Source organism: Streptomyces sp. NPDC102274, assembly GCF_044766385.1.
Lineage (GTDB): Bacteria > Actinomycetota > Actinomycetes > Streptomycetales > Streptomycetaceae > Streptomyces.
This window is the reverse complement of the sequence record NZ_JBIWLW010000017.1, coordinates 60,200-77,361: the sequence shown is the minus strand read 5'-3', so window position 1 is coordinate 77,361 and position 17,162 is coordinate 60,200. Positions and strand designations below refer to the sequence as shown.

Annotated in this window: 14 protein-coding genes; 6 read left to right on the top strand and 8 right to left on the bottom strand. The window is 70.9% G+C overall.

Annotated features, from left to right (window positions below):
• Window positions 1–20: 20 nt before the first annotated feature.
• The 4 genes from ACIRQP_RS22895 to ACIRQP_RS22880 all read right to left on the bottom strand — a co-directional run bounded on the left by ACIRQP_RS22895 (window position 21) and on the right by ACIRQP_RS22880 (window position 3,906).
• Window positions 21–992, bottom strand: coding sequence for an alpha/beta hydrolase family esterase (locus tag ACIRQP_RS22895; protein WP_403892952.1), 972 nt, complete (start codon window positions 990–992; stop codon window positions 21–23).
• Between the two features lie 288 nt (window positions 993–1,280).
• A complete protein-coding gene (locus ACIRQP_RS22890; protein ID WP_403892950.1) occupies window positions 1,281–2,054 on the bottom strand; it encodes a creatininase family protein in 774 nt (257 codons plus the stop codon).
• Window positions 2,051–2,824 (bottom strand): FadR/GntR family transcriptional regulator, encoded by a 774-nt coding sequence (locus ACIRQP_RS22885; protein WP_403892948.1) that lies wholly within the window; start codon window positions 2,822–2,824, stop codon window positions 2,051–2,053. The genes ACIRQP_RS22890 and ACIRQP_RS22885 overlap by 4 nt, the downstream gene beginning before the upstream one ends.
• 65 nt (window positions 2,825–2,889) lie before the next feature.
• The gene (locus tag ACIRQP_RS22880) at window positions 2,890–3,906 is read right to left on the bottom strand and encodes a LacI family DNA-binding transcriptional regulator (protein ID WP_403892946.1); all 1,017 of its coding nucleotides are present in this window, start codon (window positions 3,904–3,906) and stop codon (window positions 2,890–2,892) included.
• Between the two features lie 409 nt (window positions 3,907–4,315).
• Here ACIRQP_RS22880 and ACIRQP_RS22875 point away from each other — a divergent pair, with 409 nt between their 5' ends.
• The 5 genes from ACIRQP_RS22875 to ACIRQP_RS22855 all read left to right on the top strand — a co-directional run bounded on the left by ACIRQP_RS22875 (window position 4,316) and on the right by ACIRQP_RS22855 (window position 12,047).
• Window positions 4,316–5,608, top strand: coding sequence for an ABC transporter substrate-binding protein (locus ACIRQP_RS22875; protein ID WP_403892944.1), 1,293 nt, complete (start codon window positions 4,316–4,318; stop codon window positions 5,606–5,608).
• A 17-nt stretch (window positions 5,609–5,625) separates the two neighbouring features.
• The gene (locus ACIRQP_RS22870) at window positions 5,626–6,603 is read left to right on the top strand and encodes a carbohydrate ABC transporter permease (protein ID WP_403892942.1); all 978 of its coding nucleotides are present in this window, start codon (window positions 5,626–5,628) and stop codon (window positions 6,601–6,603) included.
• On the top strand, window positions 6,600–7,460 hold the full coding sequence (locus tag ACIRQP_RS22865; RefSeq protein WP_403892940.1) for a carbohydrate ABC transporter permease: 861 nt from the start codon (window positions 6,600–6,602) through the stop codon (window positions 7,458–7,460). The genes ACIRQP_RS22870 and ACIRQP_RS22865 overlap by 4 nt, the downstream gene beginning before the upstream one ends.
• Before the next feature lie 97 nt (window positions 7,461–7,557).
• Window positions 7,558–8,844 (top strand): glycosyl hydrolase, encoded by a 1,287-nt coding sequence (locus ACIRQP_RS22860; RefSeq protein ID WP_403892938.1) that lies wholly within the window; start codon window positions 7,558–7,560, stop codon window positions 8,842–8,844.
• Window positions 8,845–8,990: 146 nt separating this feature from the next.
• Entirely contained in the window at window positions 8,991–12,047 is a 3,057-nt protein-coding gene (locus ACIRQP_RS22855) for an alpha-mannosidase (protein ID WP_403892936.1), read from the top strand.
• Between the two features lie 53 nt (window positions 12,048–12,100).
• Here ACIRQP_RS22855 and ACIRQP_RS22850 read toward each other — a convergent pair whose 3' ends face one another.
• Genes ACIRQP_RS22850 through ACIRQP_RS22840 form a run of 3 tightly spaced genes read right to left on the bottom strand, consistent with a single transcriptional unit; the run spans window position 12,101 to window position 14,227 of the window.
• Window positions 12,101–12,352 (bottom strand): hypothetical protein, encoded by a 252-nt coding sequence (locus ACIRQP_RS22850; protein ID WP_403892934.1) that lies wholly within the window; start codon window positions 12,350–12,352, stop codon window positions 12,101–12,103.
• A gap of 43 nt (window positions 12,353–12,395) precedes the next feature.
• A complete protein-coding gene (locus ACIRQP_RS22845; RefSeq protein ID WP_403893068.1) occupies window positions 12,396–12,953 on the bottom strand; it encodes a hypothetical protein in 558 nt (185 codons plus the stop codon).
• Window positions 12,950–14,227, bottom strand: coding sequence for a molybdopterin-dependent oxidoreductase (locus ACIRQP_RS22840; protein WP_403892932.1), 1,278 nt, complete (start codon window positions 14,225–14,227; stop codon window positions 12,950–12,952). The genes ACIRQP_RS22845 and ACIRQP_RS22840 overlap by 4 nt, the downstream gene beginning before the upstream one ends.
• Before the next feature lie 375 nt (window positions 14,228–14,602).
• Here ACIRQP_RS22840 and ACIRQP_RS22835 point away from each other — a divergent pair, with 375 nt between their 5' ends.
• Window positions 14,603–15,940 carry a hypothetical protein gene (locus ACIRQP_RS22835; RefSeq protein WP_403892930.1) on the top strand — a complete coding sequence of 446 codons (1,338 nt, stop codon included), beginning with the start codon at window positions 14,603–14,605 and terminating at the stop codon, window positions 15,938–15,940.
• 38 nt (window positions 15,941–15,978) lie between these two features.
• On the opposite strand, the gene ACIRQP_RS22830 is transcribed toward ACIRQP_RS22835, so the two are convergent.
• The gene (locus ACIRQP_RS22830) at window positions 15,979–17,154 is read right to left on the bottom strand and encodes a serine hydrolase domain-containing protein (protein WP_403892928.1); all 1,176 of its coding nucleotides are present in this window, start codon (window positions 17,152–17,154) and stop codon (window positions 15,979–15,981) included.
• Window positions 17,155–17,162 lie beyond the last annotated feature (8 nt).

Below are 17,162 nucleotides of genomic sequence, written 5' to 3'. Positions count from 1 at the left end.
TCGGCGGGGGGGGGCGGGTCTCAGTGACGGGGGGACGCGGGGGTACGGAACGTGCGCAGGAACTGCCACATGACCTCGTGCGCCTCGATGGTCTGCGTGGTGTAGCCGCCGCCGCTGTAGATGTCGGCGCCGGGCCAGGTGTGTCCGCCGCCGGTGACCGCGACATGCCGTACCTCGGCCCCCCGGTCGCAGCCGCGCCAGCGGGAGACGGTGATGTCGGGCTCGGTCACCCGGTCACGGGCGCGGGAGGAGCAGCCGTCGCGCTCGGCCCACTGCGCCACCCAGTCCGGGATGGCGGGGAGTCCGCGGTCGGCGTCCCCGGCGTACGGGATGGTGACGTCACCGGTGCCGTGGAACTCGATGACGGGCACCGGACGGGACGGCTCGCACGGCTCACCGGTGGGATAGAGGGCGGCGGCCACGGGCGCGATGGCGGCGATCCGGTCCGCCAGGCGGCACGCGAGCAGGGTGGAGACGAACCCCGCCCCGTTGGACTTCCCGGTGGCGTACACCCGCCGCTCGTCCACGCACAGCGTGGACTCCAACTGGTCGAGCAGGTCTTCGGTGAACCGGACGTCGTCCACCCCGGCCGCCGCGTACGGAGCGCCCTGCCACGCCTGGCGGTCCCCGTCACCGGTGCCGATGACCCCGTCGGGATAGACCACGACGGCCGGCAGGGTGGAGAGCTTGGAGAACTCCTCCGTCCCGGCACCGGTGTTGCCCCGGCCGTGGAAGGCGAGGACGACCGGCCAGTCACGCTTCTTGGCGTAGTCGGCCGGGAGATGGAGCTGATACGCACGGTCCCGGCCGCCGCTGCTGATCGTGTGCGACGCGCTGGTGCCGGGCTCCTGCGGGGCGGGCGGCCGGCAGACGGTCTTCGACGAGCCCCGCGATTCGGGGGCGGCGGTAGCGGTCCCGGTCGTCGCTCCGGTCGCCGTGAGGCACAGGACGAGGCCCACGGCGGCTGTGGCCATCCGCTGGAGGGAGTTCATGGCAGGCTCCTTCTGCCGGACGCCTGGGGCGGCGGACGGCTCATTGGATTTCAACGGGGGTGCCCCATGCGGCGGGGCGGGATCGCGGCTCGGAGGCGCGATGCGTGAGGACCGATGCGGGGGGGGGGGGGCTCACGCGCGGGTGGTGCGCGCGGGGTGGTGCGCGAGGGGTGTCGTACGGACCCGGCGGGTGCGGGCGGGTGCTGCCTACGGCACCACGCACGCCGTCGCCGCGGCGTGGGCGGCGCGGTGCCGTCTGCGGGGAAGTGGCGGGCGCGGGCGCCCGGTTCAGACGTCCAGCCACTCCTTGACGAAGGCGACCATACGGACCACGACGGCGTCGACGACCGCCTGTCCGTCCTCGGTGGTCGCCCGGCGCGGGTCACCGAGGATGCCATTGGGGCTGAGCCGGTCGTAGCGCACGGCGAGCGCGGGGTGGGCGCCGTGGCGCGAGAGCCGGGAGAGCGGATCGAGTTGGGCGGTGGAGGTCGTACCGGCGGTGAGGCGGTCGGTGCGCACCAGTCCGGGCGCGAGATGGAGCATCTGCGCGGTCTCGGCCTCGCCGCTGTGACCGTGCACCTCGCTGACCCCCATCCCGGACACGACATCGGCCGCGAGCGCGGTGACGGGGGTCCAGGCGAACTGGAGATCGGGGTGGGTGGTGAGCAGATCCTGCGCCACGGTGGACAGCGTGGCGTTGTTGCCGCCGTGGCCGGTGATGACGAGCACCTTCCGCCAGCCGTGCCGGTACAGGCTCTCCACGTACTCACGGACCACCGCGGCCAGGGTCGTGGTGGTGAGCGTGACCGTACCGGCGAAGGCGAGATGGTGCGGGGAGACCCCGACCGGCAGCGGGGGGCCGATCACCGCGCGGCCGGCCAGTGCGGCGGCCACGCGTTCGGCCACGCCCTCGGCCCGGATCGTGTCCGTGGCCAGGGGCATTGCCGGACCGTGCTGTTCGAACGCGCCCGCCGGGATGATCACCACGGGGCTCGCCGTGACGGCGGTGGCAGCCTCTTCGGTGGTCATCTCGGCGAGTCGCACCGGCTGTGCGGGGTTCATCGGCGGATCTCCGTATCTGTTTCCGCGCTGTCTTCCAGGGGCGCCGTCGTGCCGGTGTCCGCTGCCGAGGTGTTCGCCGTCGCCGTCCCGGTGTCCGGGAAATCGGCGGCGAGGACCGCCTCGCGGATGGAGCCCAGATGTTCCCGGGTCAGCCGCTCGGCCGCGTCCGCGTCCCCGTCCCGTACCGCCTCGAAGATCTCCACATGCTCCGCGTGGTCCCGTGGGCGGTCGTTGTAGCGATGCCGGATCTCGACCTGCTCCAACGCTCTGACCTGGAGCAGCGCCTCGACGGTCTCGCGCAGCAGCGCGTTGCCGCTCGCGGCGGCCAGCGCCACGTGGAAGTGCACCGACGCCCGCAGGGACTCGCGCGGCGGATGCAGCGCGTTGGCCGCCGCGGTCCGCAACCGCTCCACCGCCTCCGGTACGCGGGTACGCGCCGCGGCGGCGGCCACGGCGGGTTCCAGGACCAGTCGCGCCTCGACGAGTTCGAGCACCGACTCGCGACTGCCGCGCGGAAGGTGCGGGTTGGCGAGCAGACGTCGCTCACTGCCCGCTCCCACATACGTTCCCGAGCCGTGCCGGAACTCCACCACACCGGTGGCCTCAAGCCTGCGCAGGGCCTCACGGACCGTGGGCGTGGTGACGTCGAACCGGCGGGCGAGATCACGCGAGGACGCCAGGGCGTCCCCGGGGACCAGCCGTTCGGTACGGATGATCTCGACGATGCTGTCCGCCAGATGCTCGGACAGTGACAGTTCACTGCGACTCATGAAGTGAATAGATCACTTGATCTCTTCGGGTGTCAATGGTCGTGCGCCGGTGTATTTCCGGCGCGTTACGCCCGCGCCCGGTCCAGACTCTCCCGCTCGATCAGCCGGGGGAGCGGCACTTGTACGGTGCGCGCCCCGCCGCCGTCGAGCAGCGCGGCCAGCTCCGTCGCGGCGATCCGGCCGAAGGCGACCGAGTCACGGGAGAGCGCGGTGAGCCAGGGGCGCACCAGCCGGCACAGGGCCGAGTCCTCCCAGGAGATGACCGAGACATCGCCGGGTACGGAGAGACCGAGCCCCGTCGTCACGGCCGCCCCGGCCGCGGCCATCACATCGTTGTCGTAGATCAGGGCCGTCGGCGGGCGGTCCTCCTCCAGCACCCGGCGGGTCACCGCCGCGCCCTGGGTGTCGGAGTAGTCCGTGGTCAGCGAGCGCGCCTCGGGCAGCCCGCGCCGGTCGGCCTCGATCCGCAGCGAACGGATGCGCCGCTCGGTGTGGGCGAGCGAGGACAGCCCCGCGATATGGACGATGCGCCGGTGCCCCAACTCGTGCAGCCGGCCCACGATGGCGGCCATCGCGCCCGCGTCGTCGGCCCGTACCTGCGACAGGCCGGGGTGGCGGCCCGTATCACCCGCGGGCAGCGCGCCGATGACGACACCGGGGAGTCCCAGCTCGTCCAGGAGATCGGGCCGGGGGTCGTCGGTCCTGGGGTCCACGACCAGTACGCCGTCGACGCGGTGCTCCGCCCACCAGCGCCGGTAGACCGCGCACTCGGCGTGCACATCCTCCACCACCTGGAAAAGCAGGCCGAGTTGACGTTCTGACAGGATCTCCTGGATGCCGGAGATCAGCTGGAGGAAGAACGAGTCGACACCGAGGGTCGCCGCCGGACGGGCCAGCACCAGGCCGACCGTCGCCGAGCCCTCGCCCGACAGCGCGCGGGCGGCGGTACTGGGCCGCCAGCCCAGTTGTTCGGCGACCCGGCGCACCCGGTCGCGGGTCACCTCGGAGACGCCGGGGCGGTCGTTGAGCGCGAAGGAGACCGCGCTCTCCGAGACACCGGCGCGCTGGGCGATGTCCTTCATGGTCGGACGGCGCGGGGGAGTACGTCTGGGCGTGGGCGTGCCCCTGTCCGACGGCGGGTTCGCTGCCACCCGTGTGCCTCTCTTCTCGCGTTCCCCGTCGCGTCCGCGCTCCCGGTCCCGGGTGTGCAACGGGGGCATCGCAGGGTTTTCCGGCCGTACCGGACGAGCCATGTGGACCCCGTACTAATGCGCTTGAGTCCGAGCATCCTAAAGCGCATTAGTGTCATATCGCAAGGAAAGCAAAAGAACGGATCTGACCTGCTGTGATGTCAGGATGACAGGCCTTTGTCGCCCGAATGTGTTGACTTTCACCCGAACGCATTGCAAGGTCTGCTTGAAATTCGCAGCCGTGGCCCGAAGCTCCGGCTGGCCGTACGCACGCCTGGTCCGAGCAAAGGAGCCGTTCTCCGTGCGCATCTCCCGAAGAGCAGTCGCTGTCGCCGCTGTTCTCGCCACCGTTCTGCCGCTCAGCGCCTGCAGTGGAGGTTCCGGTGACGACTCCTCCGACGCCTCGGGCCCGGTCAAGGGCAAGATCACCTTCCAGACCTGGAACCTCCAGGCCAACTTCAAGGACTACTTCAACGGAGTCATCAAGGACTTCGAGAAGAAGTACCCCGACACCGAGGTGAAGTGGGTCGACCGGCCCGCCGAGGGCTACGCCGACAAGCTGAGCGCCGACGCCGCCGGCGGCACGCTGCCGGACGTCGTCAATGTCTCGCCCGACCTGGTGACCCCGTTGGCGAAGGCCGGGCTCGCGCTGGACCTCGACAAGGACGAGACGGCGGCCTCGTTCCGCGACGAGTATCTGCCGGGCGCGTGGCAGAGCCACCAGATTCCGGGCATGGACGGGACGTACGGCTTCCCCTGGTACCTGAACACCGGCCCGATGTTCTACAACAAGCGGCTCTTCGAGGAGGCGGGACTCGACCCCGAGAAGCCGCCGACGACCTACGACGAGGTCTTCGACCAGGGGCTGAAGCTGGCCGAGCAGAGCGACGGCGAGATCGCCACGCTCGCACAGGTGCCCACCATCGAGGACTTCGGCCGCTACGGCGTCCAGCTGATGAACAAGGAAGGCACCGGCTTCGCCTTCAACGACGCCAAGGGGGTGGAAATGCTCACCCGCTACAAGGAGTTGTTCGACAAGAAGGCGCTCGACCCGCAGGCGCTCACCGCCACCCCCGAGTCCTCCGGGACCAAGTTCCTCACCGAGTCCGTGGCCATGAACCCGGGCAGCGCGCTGGACCTGGAGAACTTCAAGACCAAGGCCCCGACGCTCTACAAGAACATCGGGATCACCGACCAGGTCACCAGCACCGGCAAGGTCAACATGTACGTCATGGGCGTCATGGTGAACGCGAAGACCGAGCAGAAGCCCGCCGCCGTGGCGTTCGCCCACTTCGTGACCGACGCGACCCGCCAGATGTCGTTCGCCAAGCAGGTCGCCATCTTCCCGAGCACCAAGGGCTCCCTGGACGACCCGTACTTCACCAAGGAGGACGGCACCGACGAGACACGTGTACGCGTCGCCGCCGCCAAGTCCCTGAAGACGGCCGTCAATTACACGCCCGTCCTGTTCAGCGAGCAGATGAAGACCGAGCTGCGCAACCAGGTCGCCAAGGCGCTCCAGGGCAAGCAGAGCCCCCAGGAGGCGCTCGACCGCGCGGTCGAGGCCTGCGACACCCTGCTCAAACAGAGCTGAGAGCCGAGCCCCGCACCATGAAAAGCACCACCGCCCCCAGGGCGCTCTCCGCGGACGCGGCCGCGGTGGGGACCGCGCTCCGGAGCCCCGGCTCCGGGCGTGGGCCCCGCGGCCCCGCGACCCGCATCAGACGCCAACTGCCCTTCAGCCCCTGGCTGTTCGCGGCGCCGGGACTGCTGATCGTCGGCGCCTTCAGCCTCTACCCGTTCTTCAGCACACTGGTCAACTCCTTCACCGACCGGCGGGCCCTGGTCCCCGGCGAGTTCGTGGGGCTGGCCAACTTCCGGGAACTGATCCAGGACGAGATGTTCTGGATCGGCCTGCGCAACAGCGCGCTGTATGTCGTCGGGGTCGTCCCGGCACTGATCATCCTGCCCCTGCTGCTCGCGCTGCTCGTGCAGCGCGACATCCCCGGCATCACCTTCTTCCGCTCCGCCTTCTACACCCCCGTGGTCGCCTCGATCGTGGTGGTCGGGCTGATCTGGGTGTGGATGCTGGACGACCGGGGGCTGATCAACGCGGTGCTGGAGGCGGTGGGCGTCGGCAGGATCGGTTTCCTCAGCGACCAGTGGCTGCTGCTGTTCAGCGCGATGGCCGTCACGGTCTGGAAGGGCCTCGGCTACTACATGATCATTTACCTGGCCGCGCTGGCCAACGTACCGCGCGAGCTGCACGAGGCCGCCGCCGTCGACGGGGCGGGCGCCATCCGCCGCTTCATCACCGTCACCGTACCGGCGGTCCGTTCCACCATGGTCCTCGTCGGGGCGCTGTCCTCGGTCGCCGCCTTCAAGGTGTTCTCCGAGGTCTATCTGATGGCCGGGCCCAGCGGCGGCCCGGCGGGCGAGGACACCACGCTGGTGATGCTCGTCCAGCGCGTGGGGACCGGGCTGAGCGGCCGGGTCGGTTACGCCTCCGCCATCTCCGTGGTGGTCTTCGTCGTCACGGTCGCCCTGATGCTGCTGGTGCTCCGCGCCGACCGCAAGGAGGACGCGTGAGCTTTCCGAGGACCGTCGAGGCCGACGGCCGGCGCATCGCGCCCTGGCAGCTCGCCCTGCGGTACGCCCTGCTGCTCGTGATGCTGGCCGTGATGATCGGGCCGTTCGTGTGGCAGCTGTCCACCTCGCTCAAGGGCATGCACGAGGACATCTACAGCTCCCCGCCGAAGTTCCTCCCGAGCGAGCCGACGCTGGACAACTTCGGACGGGTCGCCGAGATCATCCCGGTATGGGACTACGCGTTCAACTCCCTCAAGGTCGCCTCCGCCAATGTGATCACCAACTGCGTCGGCGCCGCGCTGGCGGGCTACGCGCTGGCCCGGATGCGCTACCGAGGCCGCCGCGCGGCGACCCTCGCGTTCATCCTCGCCATGCTCGTGCCCGTCGAGGGCATCATCATCGCCCAGTTCACCACCATGCGTGATCTCGGTCTGAACAACACCCTGCTCGGGGTGCTGCTGCCCGGATCCATCGGCGCGATGAACGTCCTGCTGATGCGCAACGCCTTCCTCAATCTGCCGCACGAGGTGGAGGAAGCGGCCTTCGTCGACGGGGCCAACACCTGGCAGCGGTTCCTGCGGATCGCGCTGCCGTCGGTCAAGGGCACCCTCGCGGTGGTGGCGATCTTCGCCTTCATGGGCGCCTGGGACGACTTCCTCTGGCCGCTGATCGTCCTCAGCGACCCGGAGAACTTCACCCTGACCATCGGACTGAACTATCTGCACGGCACCTTCGCCCAGGATCCACGGCTGGTCGCCGCGGGTACGGTCATCGCCGTGGTGCCGCTCATCGTGCTCTTCGCCTGTCTCCAGCGATACTTTTTCCGAGGCGTCGGCGAAGGCGCCGTGAAAGGCTGACAACAGGCCCGGCCGCAGATCCCGTACAACCGCCCGCTCCCCCCGTACGCCCGCCCGCTGTCCAACGCACCACAGAAACCAGGACGACGTCGCCAGTATGAGTACTCCCGCGCCGCGCTTCGGCGCCAACTACACGCCCAGCCAGGGCTGGTTCCACCACTGGCTGGACTTCGATCTCGACGAGGTACGCGCCGACCTGGACTCGATCGCGGGACTCGGCCTGGACCACATCCGGGTCTTTCCGCTCTGGCCGCTCTTCCAGCCCAACCGCACGCTGATCAGGCCCCGCGCCGTCGAACAGCTCGTCCAGCTCGCCGACGCCGCCGCCGAACGCGGTCTGGACGTCAATGTCGACGGACTCCAGGGCCATCTGTCGAGCTTCGACTTCCTGCCCGCCTGGACCCAGACCTGGCACCGGCGGAACATCTTCACTGACAACGATGTCGTCGCCGGTCAGGTGGAGTATCTCCGTACGCTCGCCGCCGCGCTCGCCGACCGGCCGAACTTCATCGGCATGACCATCGGCAACGAGATCAACCAGTTCTCCGGGCCGCCGCACCCCGATCCCGACCCCATCACCCCGGCGCAGGCCGCCGACTGGCTCCGCCGGCTGCTGGACGCCTGCGAGGAGGGGGCGCCCGGCAAGCTGCATCTGCACGCCGAGTACGACGCCGCCTGGTACCAGGACAAGCACGCCTTCACCCCCGCGCACGCGGCCAGGATCGGCGCCGTCACCGCCGTACACTCCTGGGTCTTCAACGGCACCGCGCAGCGGCACGGCCGGACCGGCACCGCCACCGAGCACCACGCCGCCTATCTGATCGAGCTGTCCAAGGCGTGGGCGCTGGAACCGCACCGGCCGGTCTGGCTCCAGGAGGTCGGTGCCCCGGCGCCGCTGATCCCGGCCGAGCACGCCGCCGCGTTCACCGAGGCGACCGTGGCCAACGCGCTGGACTGCCCCGATGTCTGGGGCGTCACCTGGTGGTGTTCGCACGATGTGTCGCGCTCGCTCGCCGACTTCCCCGAACTGGAGTACAGCCTCGGCCTGCTGACGAACGACCGGAAGGTCAAGCCGGCCGGGGAGTCCATCGCCCGGATCGTCGAGGAGTGGCGCGGCAGAACGTACAGCCCGGCCCCCCGCACCACCGCGCTCGTGGTCGACATCGGAGACGACGAGACCGCGGACCACTCGACCGGAGACGGCGAGCACGCGCCGTCGGCCCGGAGCACTTGCCGGCCCGGAGGGGCGTTCTTCGAGGCCTTCGCGCGGCTCACCGAGGCCGGCGTCCGCCCCACCGCCGTCCTGGCGAGCCGCGCCGAGGACACGGAACATCTGGCGGGCCGCCACATCACCGAGGTCGTCCATCCGGACCAGGTCCGGTGAGACCAGTGAGTCCGGTGAGTCCGGGGCCGGGGGAAACGGACAGGACCCAGTCCCTCCCCATGGCCAGTATCCCGTGATCCGTGTACGTGTAGTCCCTGACCCTTCCCGGTAGCCCGCACCCACACGCACCTCAGGAGCACCCCTTCATGCACGACGACCGCAGCTTGGTGGAGGCCCGCCTCAAGCGCGTCCTCGACGAGCGCATCCGGCCCGCCGTATACCCCGAATCGATACCTCTGGACGTCGCCGTCTGGAACGCGCCGGGCGAACCCGTACCCGTCGAAGAGGGCCTCGCAGGCCCGGCCGAGCCGGTCAAGACCGGTGACCGGTGGGGCGCCCCCTGGGGCACCAGCTGGTTCCGGGTCTCCGGCACCGTCCCCGAGAAGTGGGCGGGCCGTACGGTCGAGGCGATCCTCGACCTCGGCTTCGACGAGAACATGCCCGGCTTCCAGTGCGAGGGCCTGGTCTACCGGCCCGACGGCACCCCGGTGAAGGGCCTCAACCCGCGCAACCAGTGGGTACGGATCGGAGCGCCCGTCGCGGGCGGCGAAGAGGTGCTCCTCCATGTCGAGGCCGCGTCCAACCCGGTGATCCTCGACTACCACCCCTTCCTGCCGACCCGGCTCGGTGACAAGGAGACCGCGGGCAGCGACCCGCAGTACACCCTGGCCCGGATGGATCTCGCGGTCTTCGACGAGACCGTCTGGCAGCTGATCCAGGACCTGGAGGTGCTGGGGGAGCTGATGGCCGAGCTGCCCGTCGACGGCGCCCGCCGCTGGGAGATCCTGCGCGCGATCAGCCGTGCGCTCGACGCGGTCGACCTCCAGGACGTGAACGGCACCGCGGCTGCCGCCAGGGAACGGCTCGCCGAGGTCCTGGCGATCCCCGCGCCGTCGACCGCCCACCGTCTCAGCGCGGTCGGCCACGCCCATATCGACTCCGCCTGGCTGTGGCCGCTGCGCGAGACGGTACGCAAGGTCGCCCGTACGACCGCCAATATGACCGCGCTGCTGGAGGACGAGCCGGAGTTCGTCTTCGCGATGTCGCAGGCGCAGCAGTTCGCCTGGATCAAGGAGCACAGGCCCGAGGTCTACGCCAAGGTCAAGCGGGCGGTGGCCGACGGCAGGTTCGTACCGGCCGGCGGTATGTGGGTGGAGTCCGACACCAATATGCCCGGCTCGGAGGCGATGGCCCGGCAGTTCGTGCACGGCAAGCGCTTCTTCCTCGACGAGTTCGGCATCGAGAACGACGAGGCGTGGCTGCCGGACACCTTCGGCTTCGCGGCGGGACTGCCGCAGATCATCAAGGCCGCCGGGTCCAAGTGGCTGCTCACCCAGAAGATCAGCTGGTCCAAGATCAACAAATTCCCGCACCACACCTTCCGCTGGGAGGGCATCGACGGCACCCGCATCTTCACCCACTTCCCGCCCGTCGACACCTACAACTGCTCGATGACGGGCCAGCAGATCGCCCACGCCGCGAAGAACTTCAAGGAGAAGGGCGTCGCCAGGCACTCCCTCGCGCCGACCGGCTGGGGCGACGGTGGTGGCGGCACCACCCGCGAGATGATCGCCAAGGCGGCCCGGCTGCGCAGTCTCGAAGGCTCCGCGACGGTCGAGTGGGAGACGCCCGGGGAGTTCTTCGCCAAGGCGGAGGCGGAGTACCCCAACCCGCCCGTCTGGGTCGGCGAGCTGTATCTGGAGCTGCACCGCGCCACCCTCACCAGTCAGGCGAAGACCAAGCAGGGCAACCGGCGCAGCGAGCATCTGCTGCGGGAGGCCGAGCTGTGGGCCGCGACCGCCGCCGTACGCACCGGCGCGCCGTACCCGTACGAGCAGCTGGACCGGATCTGGAAGACCGTACTGCTCCACCAGTTCCATGACATCCTGCCCGGCTCGTCGATCGCCTGGGTGCACCGCGAGGCGGCGAAGACGTACGCGGCCGTCGCGGCCGAGCTGAACGGGATCGTGGACACGGCGCAGCGCGCCCTCGCCGGGGACGCCTCCGGCGGAACGACCCTGCTCTTCAACTCCGCGCCGCACGCGCGCGGCGGCGTCCCGGCGGGTGCGGCGGGACCGGTCGGCGGGAACCGCAGCGCGCAGCTGTCGCCGCGCGAGGGCGGCGGACATGTGCTCAGCAACGGGCTCCTCGAGGTGGAGATCGACGACCGCGGTCTGGTGGTGTCGGTCTACGACGTCAGCGCGGAGCGCGAGGCCGTCGCCCCGGGCGAGGCGGCCAACCTCCTCCAGATCCACCCCGACTTCCCGAACCAGTGGGACGCGTGGGACGTGGACGAGTTCTACCGGAACACCGTCACCGATCTGACCGACCTCGACGAACTCACCCCGGTCGAGGGCGGTGACCCCTCGGCCGACGCGCTGCCGGCCGGCGCGGTCGGTGTCCGGGTCGTGCGCGGCTTCGGCTCCTCGAAGGTCACGCAGCTGCTGACGCTCGCCCCCGGGGTCAAGCGGCTCGACATCGACACCGAGGTGGACTGGCACGAGACCGAGAAGTTCCTCAAGGCGGCCTTCCCGCTGGATGTCCACGCCGAGCGGTACGCGTCGGAGACACAGTTCGGCCATGTGTACCGGGCCACCCACACCAACACCAGCTGGGAGGCGGCCAAGTTCGAGGCGTGCAACCATCGCTTCGTGCATCTGGAGGAGCCGGGGTGGGGCGTCGCGCTGGTCAACGACTCGACGTACGGACATGACGTGACCCGTACGGTCCGCGCCTCGGACGCCGGTACGACCACGACCGTCCGGGTCTCGCTGCTGCGCGCCCCGCGTTTCCCCGACCCCGAGACCGACCAGGGCGTCCACCGCTTCCGGCACGCCCTGGCGCCCGGCGCGTCGATCGGTGACGCGGTCCGCGAGGGCTACCGCGTGAACCTGCCGGAGCGCCGGATCCCGGGCGACGCCGAGGTGGCCCCGCTGGTGAGCGTCGACAACGATGCCGTCGTCGTCAGCGCCGTCAAGCTGGCCGACGACGAGAGCGGCGATCTGGTCGTACGGCTCTACGAGTCGACCGGCGGACGGGCCAAGGTACGGGTCGATGTCGGCTTCGCGACCACCGCACTGGCCGTGACCGATCTGCTGGAGCGTCCGCTGGCGGATGTGGAGCCGCCCGAGCCGGCCGACGGATCGGTCCAGCTGGCGCTGCGCCCGTTCGAACTGGTCACACTGCGGCTGACGCGCGGCTGACTGCAGGCGGGCACACGCGGCGGGCGCCCGGGAGAGCGTCCGCCGCCGTGCCGTCATGTGTGGGGCCGGTGATCCAGTGCCTGCGCGGCCACCAGATGGAGGAACTCCCGTTCGTTGCCCGCCAGGCCCGCCGCGTCGAGCGCTTCGTCCGCCTCGGCGATCGGGGCGGCGAGCAGCGGCGCCGCGAGGGATGTCTGGAGCGGGTCGTCCAGCACGGCGCGCACGGCCGCGAGGAGGCGCAGATAGGCCCGCGCGGCGGTGCACTCACCCGACGTGCTCGATGTGAGGGACGTGGTGGTGGTCATCCGGGCTTCCTCTCGATGGATCTGTCGGGCCCTCAAGTCTGGGTCATGGGTCTGACAACCGGCCCGTCCGCGGCCGCCGCCACGGCAGGTTCGGGCGGCGGGACCACAGATCCGGCCACGTCCGGACCAGCAGCCAGCCCGCGGACAGCGCGAACAGCACCGCGGTGATCAGCAGCCAACGGCCGAGGAAGACATCGATATCGAGCCGTGTGGCCGGCTCGTACGGCTCCGGGGTCCGCAGCACCAGCGGCCAGTACACCAGCAGCAACAGCAGCGAGAGGAAGGCCGGAACACGTACGTAGTTGACGCCCACGCGCGGCACCGGCCGCCGACGCCGTCCCACGGCCGCCCTGACGGCCCGGTCGCCGAGCGTGTACAGCGGCACCAGCACGAGATCGTGCAGTACCGCCGCGCCCACGAACCAGAGCAGGATCAGTGGCCAGTCGCCCCCCAGCAGCCGGATCCCGGCGTATCCGCAGAGCGCGAACGAGGCCAGCAGAAGGAGCAGTTGGCCCGGCGATTCGCCGTACAGCCGGCGGAAGCGCCGACGCACGTCCAGATGACGGCGCAGCTTCCACCAGTTCGGCCGCGGCTTTCTCATACGGGCCATGACGACTCCCCGAAACTCAGCCGGCGGACCCACTTGGTGTTCATCACACCCGGCGCGCCCGGCACTATGATCCGTGCCGGATAACCGTGATCCGCCGACAACTCCGCGCCGTTGACCCGGAGCGCGAGCAGCGAGCGCGGATCCCGTACCTGGTTGTCCCGCAGTGCCACCGAGCGGAAGGAGCCGTGCGACTGCACCGACTCCACGAACACGCTCGGCGGCGCGTCCCCCAGCCCCACCAGGGCGGCGAGATCGGTCAGCCGGACCCCGTCCCACCGCTGGTCCGAGGTGGACCAGCCCTCCACACAGGCGATCGGCAGCGCGGAGCCGTGCCGGGGTAGCCGTTCCAGCTCGGCCCGGGACAGTACGGTCTCCCGGCCGCCGCCCCGTACGGTCAGCCGCCAGTCGGGACCGATGTCCCGCGCCCGGATCCCCACCGCCGCCACCCCCTTGTTGATCTGGAAGCCGTTCGGACCAGGACCGGGCTCGCGGCCGTGCGGGGCGAGCAGCGCAGTACCGCGCAGCGAGCCACCGATACTCTGACCGGCCGTCACCACGAACAGCGCGAGCGAACCCAGCCCGACCATCCCGAGCGCGCCGCGCCGCGAGAGGGTGGGCGGCGCCGGATCGCGGGAGACAAGACCGGTCTCGTCCAGCGGCTCGGGTACGGTCCGCGCCACCGGAGTACGCAGCTCGGCGCGGAGATTCCGGCCGCGCAGCGCCCGCACCGTACGCGGCAGCCGCAGGGCCACATGGGCGATGAACGCCCCGATGAACACCCACGCGCCGTAGAAGTGCAGCGGATAGAACGAGCCCGGGAAGATGTACTCCAACTGGACGTTGAGCACGCCGGTGACGAACTCGAAGAGCCCGCCACCGACGAGGAGCAGCAGCGACAGCCGGTCCAGCGCGTGGCCCAGTGAGCGCACCGGCGGCATCACGAACAGCTTCGGCACGACCGACCACAGCTTCGCGAGCAGCACCGGTACGAGCACGATCCCGAGCGTCACATGCACGCCCTGCGTGACGCGGTAGAGCCAGTAGGGGTCGGTCGGCCAGTCGAAGAGATAGAAGCCGAGCAGCCCCTTGTCCGGGGTCTTGTCATTGACCGGGGACAGGTCGGGGTTGTAGGCGAGATAGGACACCAGCCCCGTCAGGAAGAGGACGGGGATACCGATCAGCAGGACTACGGCGAAGACGGAGGTCAGCCAGGGCCCACGCAACGGGCTTCGCCACGGCGGGGTGAGGCGGGCGGGGACTTTCATACCGGCGACCGTAGGGCGCGGAACGCGCGGGAGGCTGTTTCGACTCATGACGAAACCCTGACGTCGGCCCGGCCGACCCGGACGGCGGAGATCTGACGGTTTGATGACGTGGCCTGTCGCTCGCACCCTGACGGGGGACCGCGTGCCTAACGTGACGCCGTGACCCTGCTACCCCGCCCCGGCGCAAGCTCAGAAACCCCGGAAACGCCGGCACCGCCAGAGACGCCGGTAGCGCCGGCACCGCCAGAGACGCCGGTAGCGCCGGTAGCGCCGGAAACGCCGGAAACGCCGGAGACTCCGGAAGCCCTGGAAGCCCTGGAAGCCGCGTGCGCCCCGCCCGCCCCCGCGGAGCGCTCCGGCCGTCGCCCCGACCTGATGGCGGCCGCGGCGGGCGCGCTGCTCTTCGCCGTCGCCGCCGTGGCCGGCACCCTGATCGAGCACTACGACGGGACGCTGCATGTCAGCTGGCCGCCCCTGCTGGCCCAGTGGATGCCGCACCTCGGACCCGGGACGCTCCCGGCGCTGCTGACCGCCGTCGCGGTGATCGTTTACGGCCCGTCCCTCGCCGCGCGGCTGTCCTGGCGCCGGCTGACCTGGGCCAGTTGGGCCGCCGCGCTGGCCTGGACCTGGTCACTGGCGCTGGTGGACGGCTGGCAGCGCGGCGTGGCCGGCCGGCTGACCACCCGGCACGAGTATCTGAGCGGTGTCGACCGGTTCGACGACATCCCCGCCACCCTGCGCGACTTCACCCGGCACATCCTGATCGGCCCGCCGGACAACTGGCCGACCCACATCGCGGGCCATCCGCCGGGCGCCGTCCTGACCTTCGTCGGACTCGACCGGATCGGGCTCGGCGGCGGCGCGTGGGCGGGCGCGTTCTGCGTGGTCACCGGCGCCTCGACGGCCGCCGCCGTCCTCGTCACGCTGCGCGCGCTGGGCGCCGGACGCGCGGCACGCGCCGCGGCCCCCTTCCTGGTCCTCGCCCCGGGCGCCGTATGGGTCGGCGCCTCCGCCGACGGCTACTTCGCGGCCGTCGCCGCCTGGGCGCTCGCCCTGCTGGCGCTCGCGGCCACCCGAACCGTCCGCGCACCCTGGGCGGCGGCGCTCGGCTCCGGCCTGCTGTTCGGGGTGACGGTCCATCTGTCGTACGGGCTGACGCTGATGGTCTTCCCGGCCGTGGCGGTGCTCGTCCTCGCCCGTACGGCACGGCCGCTGCCGGTGGTGGGGTGCGCGGTGCTGGGGTTCGCGGCGGTGGCGATGGTGTTCCTGCTGGCCGGGTTCCACTGGTGGGAGGCGTACGGACTGCTGGTGGAGCGCTACTACCAGGGCGTGGCCAGGGAGCGCCCCTACGGCTACTGGGTATGGGCCAATGGAGCCGGTGTGGTGATCGCGGCGGGACTCGCCGCGGTCGCCGGGATCCGGCGCCTGCCGGCCGCCGTCCGCGGTGCCCGGGGCTCCCGCCGGGGCCACCGGACAGGGCCCAGGAGCACCGACCGGACGGTCGCCCTGCTGGTGGCCGCCATGCTCCTGGCGCTGCTGGTCGCGGATCTCTCCGGAATGAGCAAGGCCGAGACGGAGCGCATCTGGCTGCCGTTCACGCTCTGGCTGCCGGCCGCGGCCGCGCTGCTGCCCGCCCGCGACCACCGCGGCTGGCTCGCGGCCCAGGCCGGCCTGGCTCTCCTCGTCAACCATCTGCTGCTGACGTTCTGGTGACCGCGGCGCGGGCCCGGGAGCTGCTCGTCCCCCGGGACCTACTCGTCCGGGGTGGCGGCGCGGGCTCGGGCGCCGGCCGCGTACCGCCAGAAGTCACGCATCAGCGGAGGCGGGGTCGGGCCGGTCATCGCCAGTTGGCTGAGCAGGATCGTGACCGTCCCGGTGGACGGGACGAGATGCCCCGCCGTGCCCGTACCGCCGACCCAGCCGTACCGGCCCGGCACATTCCAGGGATCGGTCTCCGCGACATCGACCGAGCCGCCGAAACCCCAGCCCTGGCCCTCCAGGAACAGCGTGCTCGCCGCCCGCTGGGCCGGGGTGAGATGGTCGGTGGTCATCCGCCGGACCGACGCGGGCGACAAAATCCGGTGGCCGCCGAACGTCCCTTCGGCGAGCAGCATCCGGGCGAAGGCGTACCAGTCGTCGGCGGTCGAGACCAGTCCGCCGCCGCCGGACGGGAAGGCGGGCGGGCTGCTCCACTGACCGCCGGGGGCGTCGATCAGCTCGGGGCCGCCCGTCGGCCCCGTCCCGTAGTAGCCGGTGAACCGGTCGAGCTTGCCGGCCGGTACCTCGAATCCCGTGTCGGCCATGGCGAGCGGTTCGAACAGCCGCTCCGCCAGGAACTCGGGCAGCGGACGGCGCGCGACCCTGGCGATCAGCACGCCCAGGATGTCGGAGCAGGTGTTGTACAGCCAGACGTCTCCCGGCTGGTGCAGCAGCGGAATGCGGGACAGCGCCGCCATCCACGCCCGGGGCGCCGGCACGCGCTCCGGCTGCGGCGATCCCTGCCGCAACTCGCTGAACAGCAGTCCGACCGCGGGCAGCGAGAAATCGGACGGGAACCCGTACCCGGCACGGAAGGTGAGCAGATCGGCCACGGTGATCGCCCGTACGGCCGGGACCACATCGTCGACCGGGCCGGCCGGCGTACGGACGACGCTCGGCGACGCCAGCTCGGGGAGCCAGGGCCCGACCGGGTCGTCCAGCGCGATCAGGCCGTCATCGACCAGCATCATGACCGCCGCGGCGGTGACGGGCTTGGTCATCGAGGCGATCCGGAAGATCGAGTCCCTGGCCATCGGGGACGTGCCCTCGACATCGGTGGAGCCGGCGGCCGCCACCTCGACGCGGTCGTCATGGGCCACCAGGCCCACGGCTCCCGGCATCGAGCCGTTGCCGACATGCTTCTCCAGGGTGCTGTGCAGAGTGGTCATCGGTCCAC

Excerpts from the sequence above, each read along its gene's own strand:
- ACIRQP_RS22885 (WP_403892948.1), bottom strand. The coding sequence starts at position 2,824 with ATGAGTCGCAGTGAACTGTCACTGTCCGAGCATCTGGCGGACAGCATC.
- ACIRQP_RS22850 (WP_403892934.1), bottom strand. The coding sequence starts at position 12,352 with ATGACCACCACCACGTCCCTCACATCGAGCACGTCGGGTGAGTGCACC.
- ACIRQP_RS22890 (WP_403892950.1), bottom strand. The coding sequence starts at position 2,054 with ATGAACCCCGCACAGCCGGTGCGACTCGCCGAGATGACCACCGAAGAG.
- ACIRQP_RS22835 (WP_403892930.1), top strand. The coding sequence starts at position 14,603 with ATGGCGGCCGCGGCGGGCGCGCTGCTCTTCGCCGTCGCCGCCGTGGCC.
- ACIRQP_RS22870 (WP_403892942.1), top strand. The coding sequence starts at position 5,626 with ATGAAAAGCACCACCGCCCCCAGGGCGCTCTCCGCGGACGCGGCCGCG.
- ACIRQP_RS22845 (WP_403893068.1), bottom strand. The coding sequence starts at position 12,953 with ATGAGAAAGCCGCGGCCGAACTGGTGGAAGCTGCGCCGTCATCTGGAC.
- ACIRQP_RS22855 (WP_403892936.1), top strand. The coding sequence starts at position 8,991 with ATGCACGACGACCGCAGCTTGGTGGAGGCCCGCCTCAAGCGCGTCCTC.
- ACIRQP_RS22830 (WP_403892928.1), bottom strand. The coding sequence starts at position 17,154 with ATGACCACTCTGCACAGCACCCTGGAGAAGCATGTCGGCAACGGCTCG.
- ACIRQP_RS22840 (WP_403892932.1), bottom strand. The coding sequence starts at position 14,227 with ATGAAAGTCCCCGCCCGCCTCACCCCGCCGTGGCGAAGCCCGTTGCGT.
- ACIRQP_RS22860 (WP_403892938.1), top strand. The coding sequence starts at position 7,558 with ATGAGTACTCCCGCGCCGCGCTTCGGCGCCAACTACACGCCCAGCCAG.
- ACIRQP_RS22895 (WP_403892952.1), bottom strand. The coding sequence starts at position 992 with ATGAACTCCCTCCAGCGGATGGCCACAGCCGCCGTGGGCCTCGTCCTG.
- ACIRQP_RS22880 (WP_403892946.1), bottom strand. The coding sequence starts at position 3,906 with ATGAAGGACATCGCCCAGCGCGCCGGTGTCTCGGAGAGCGCGGTCTCC.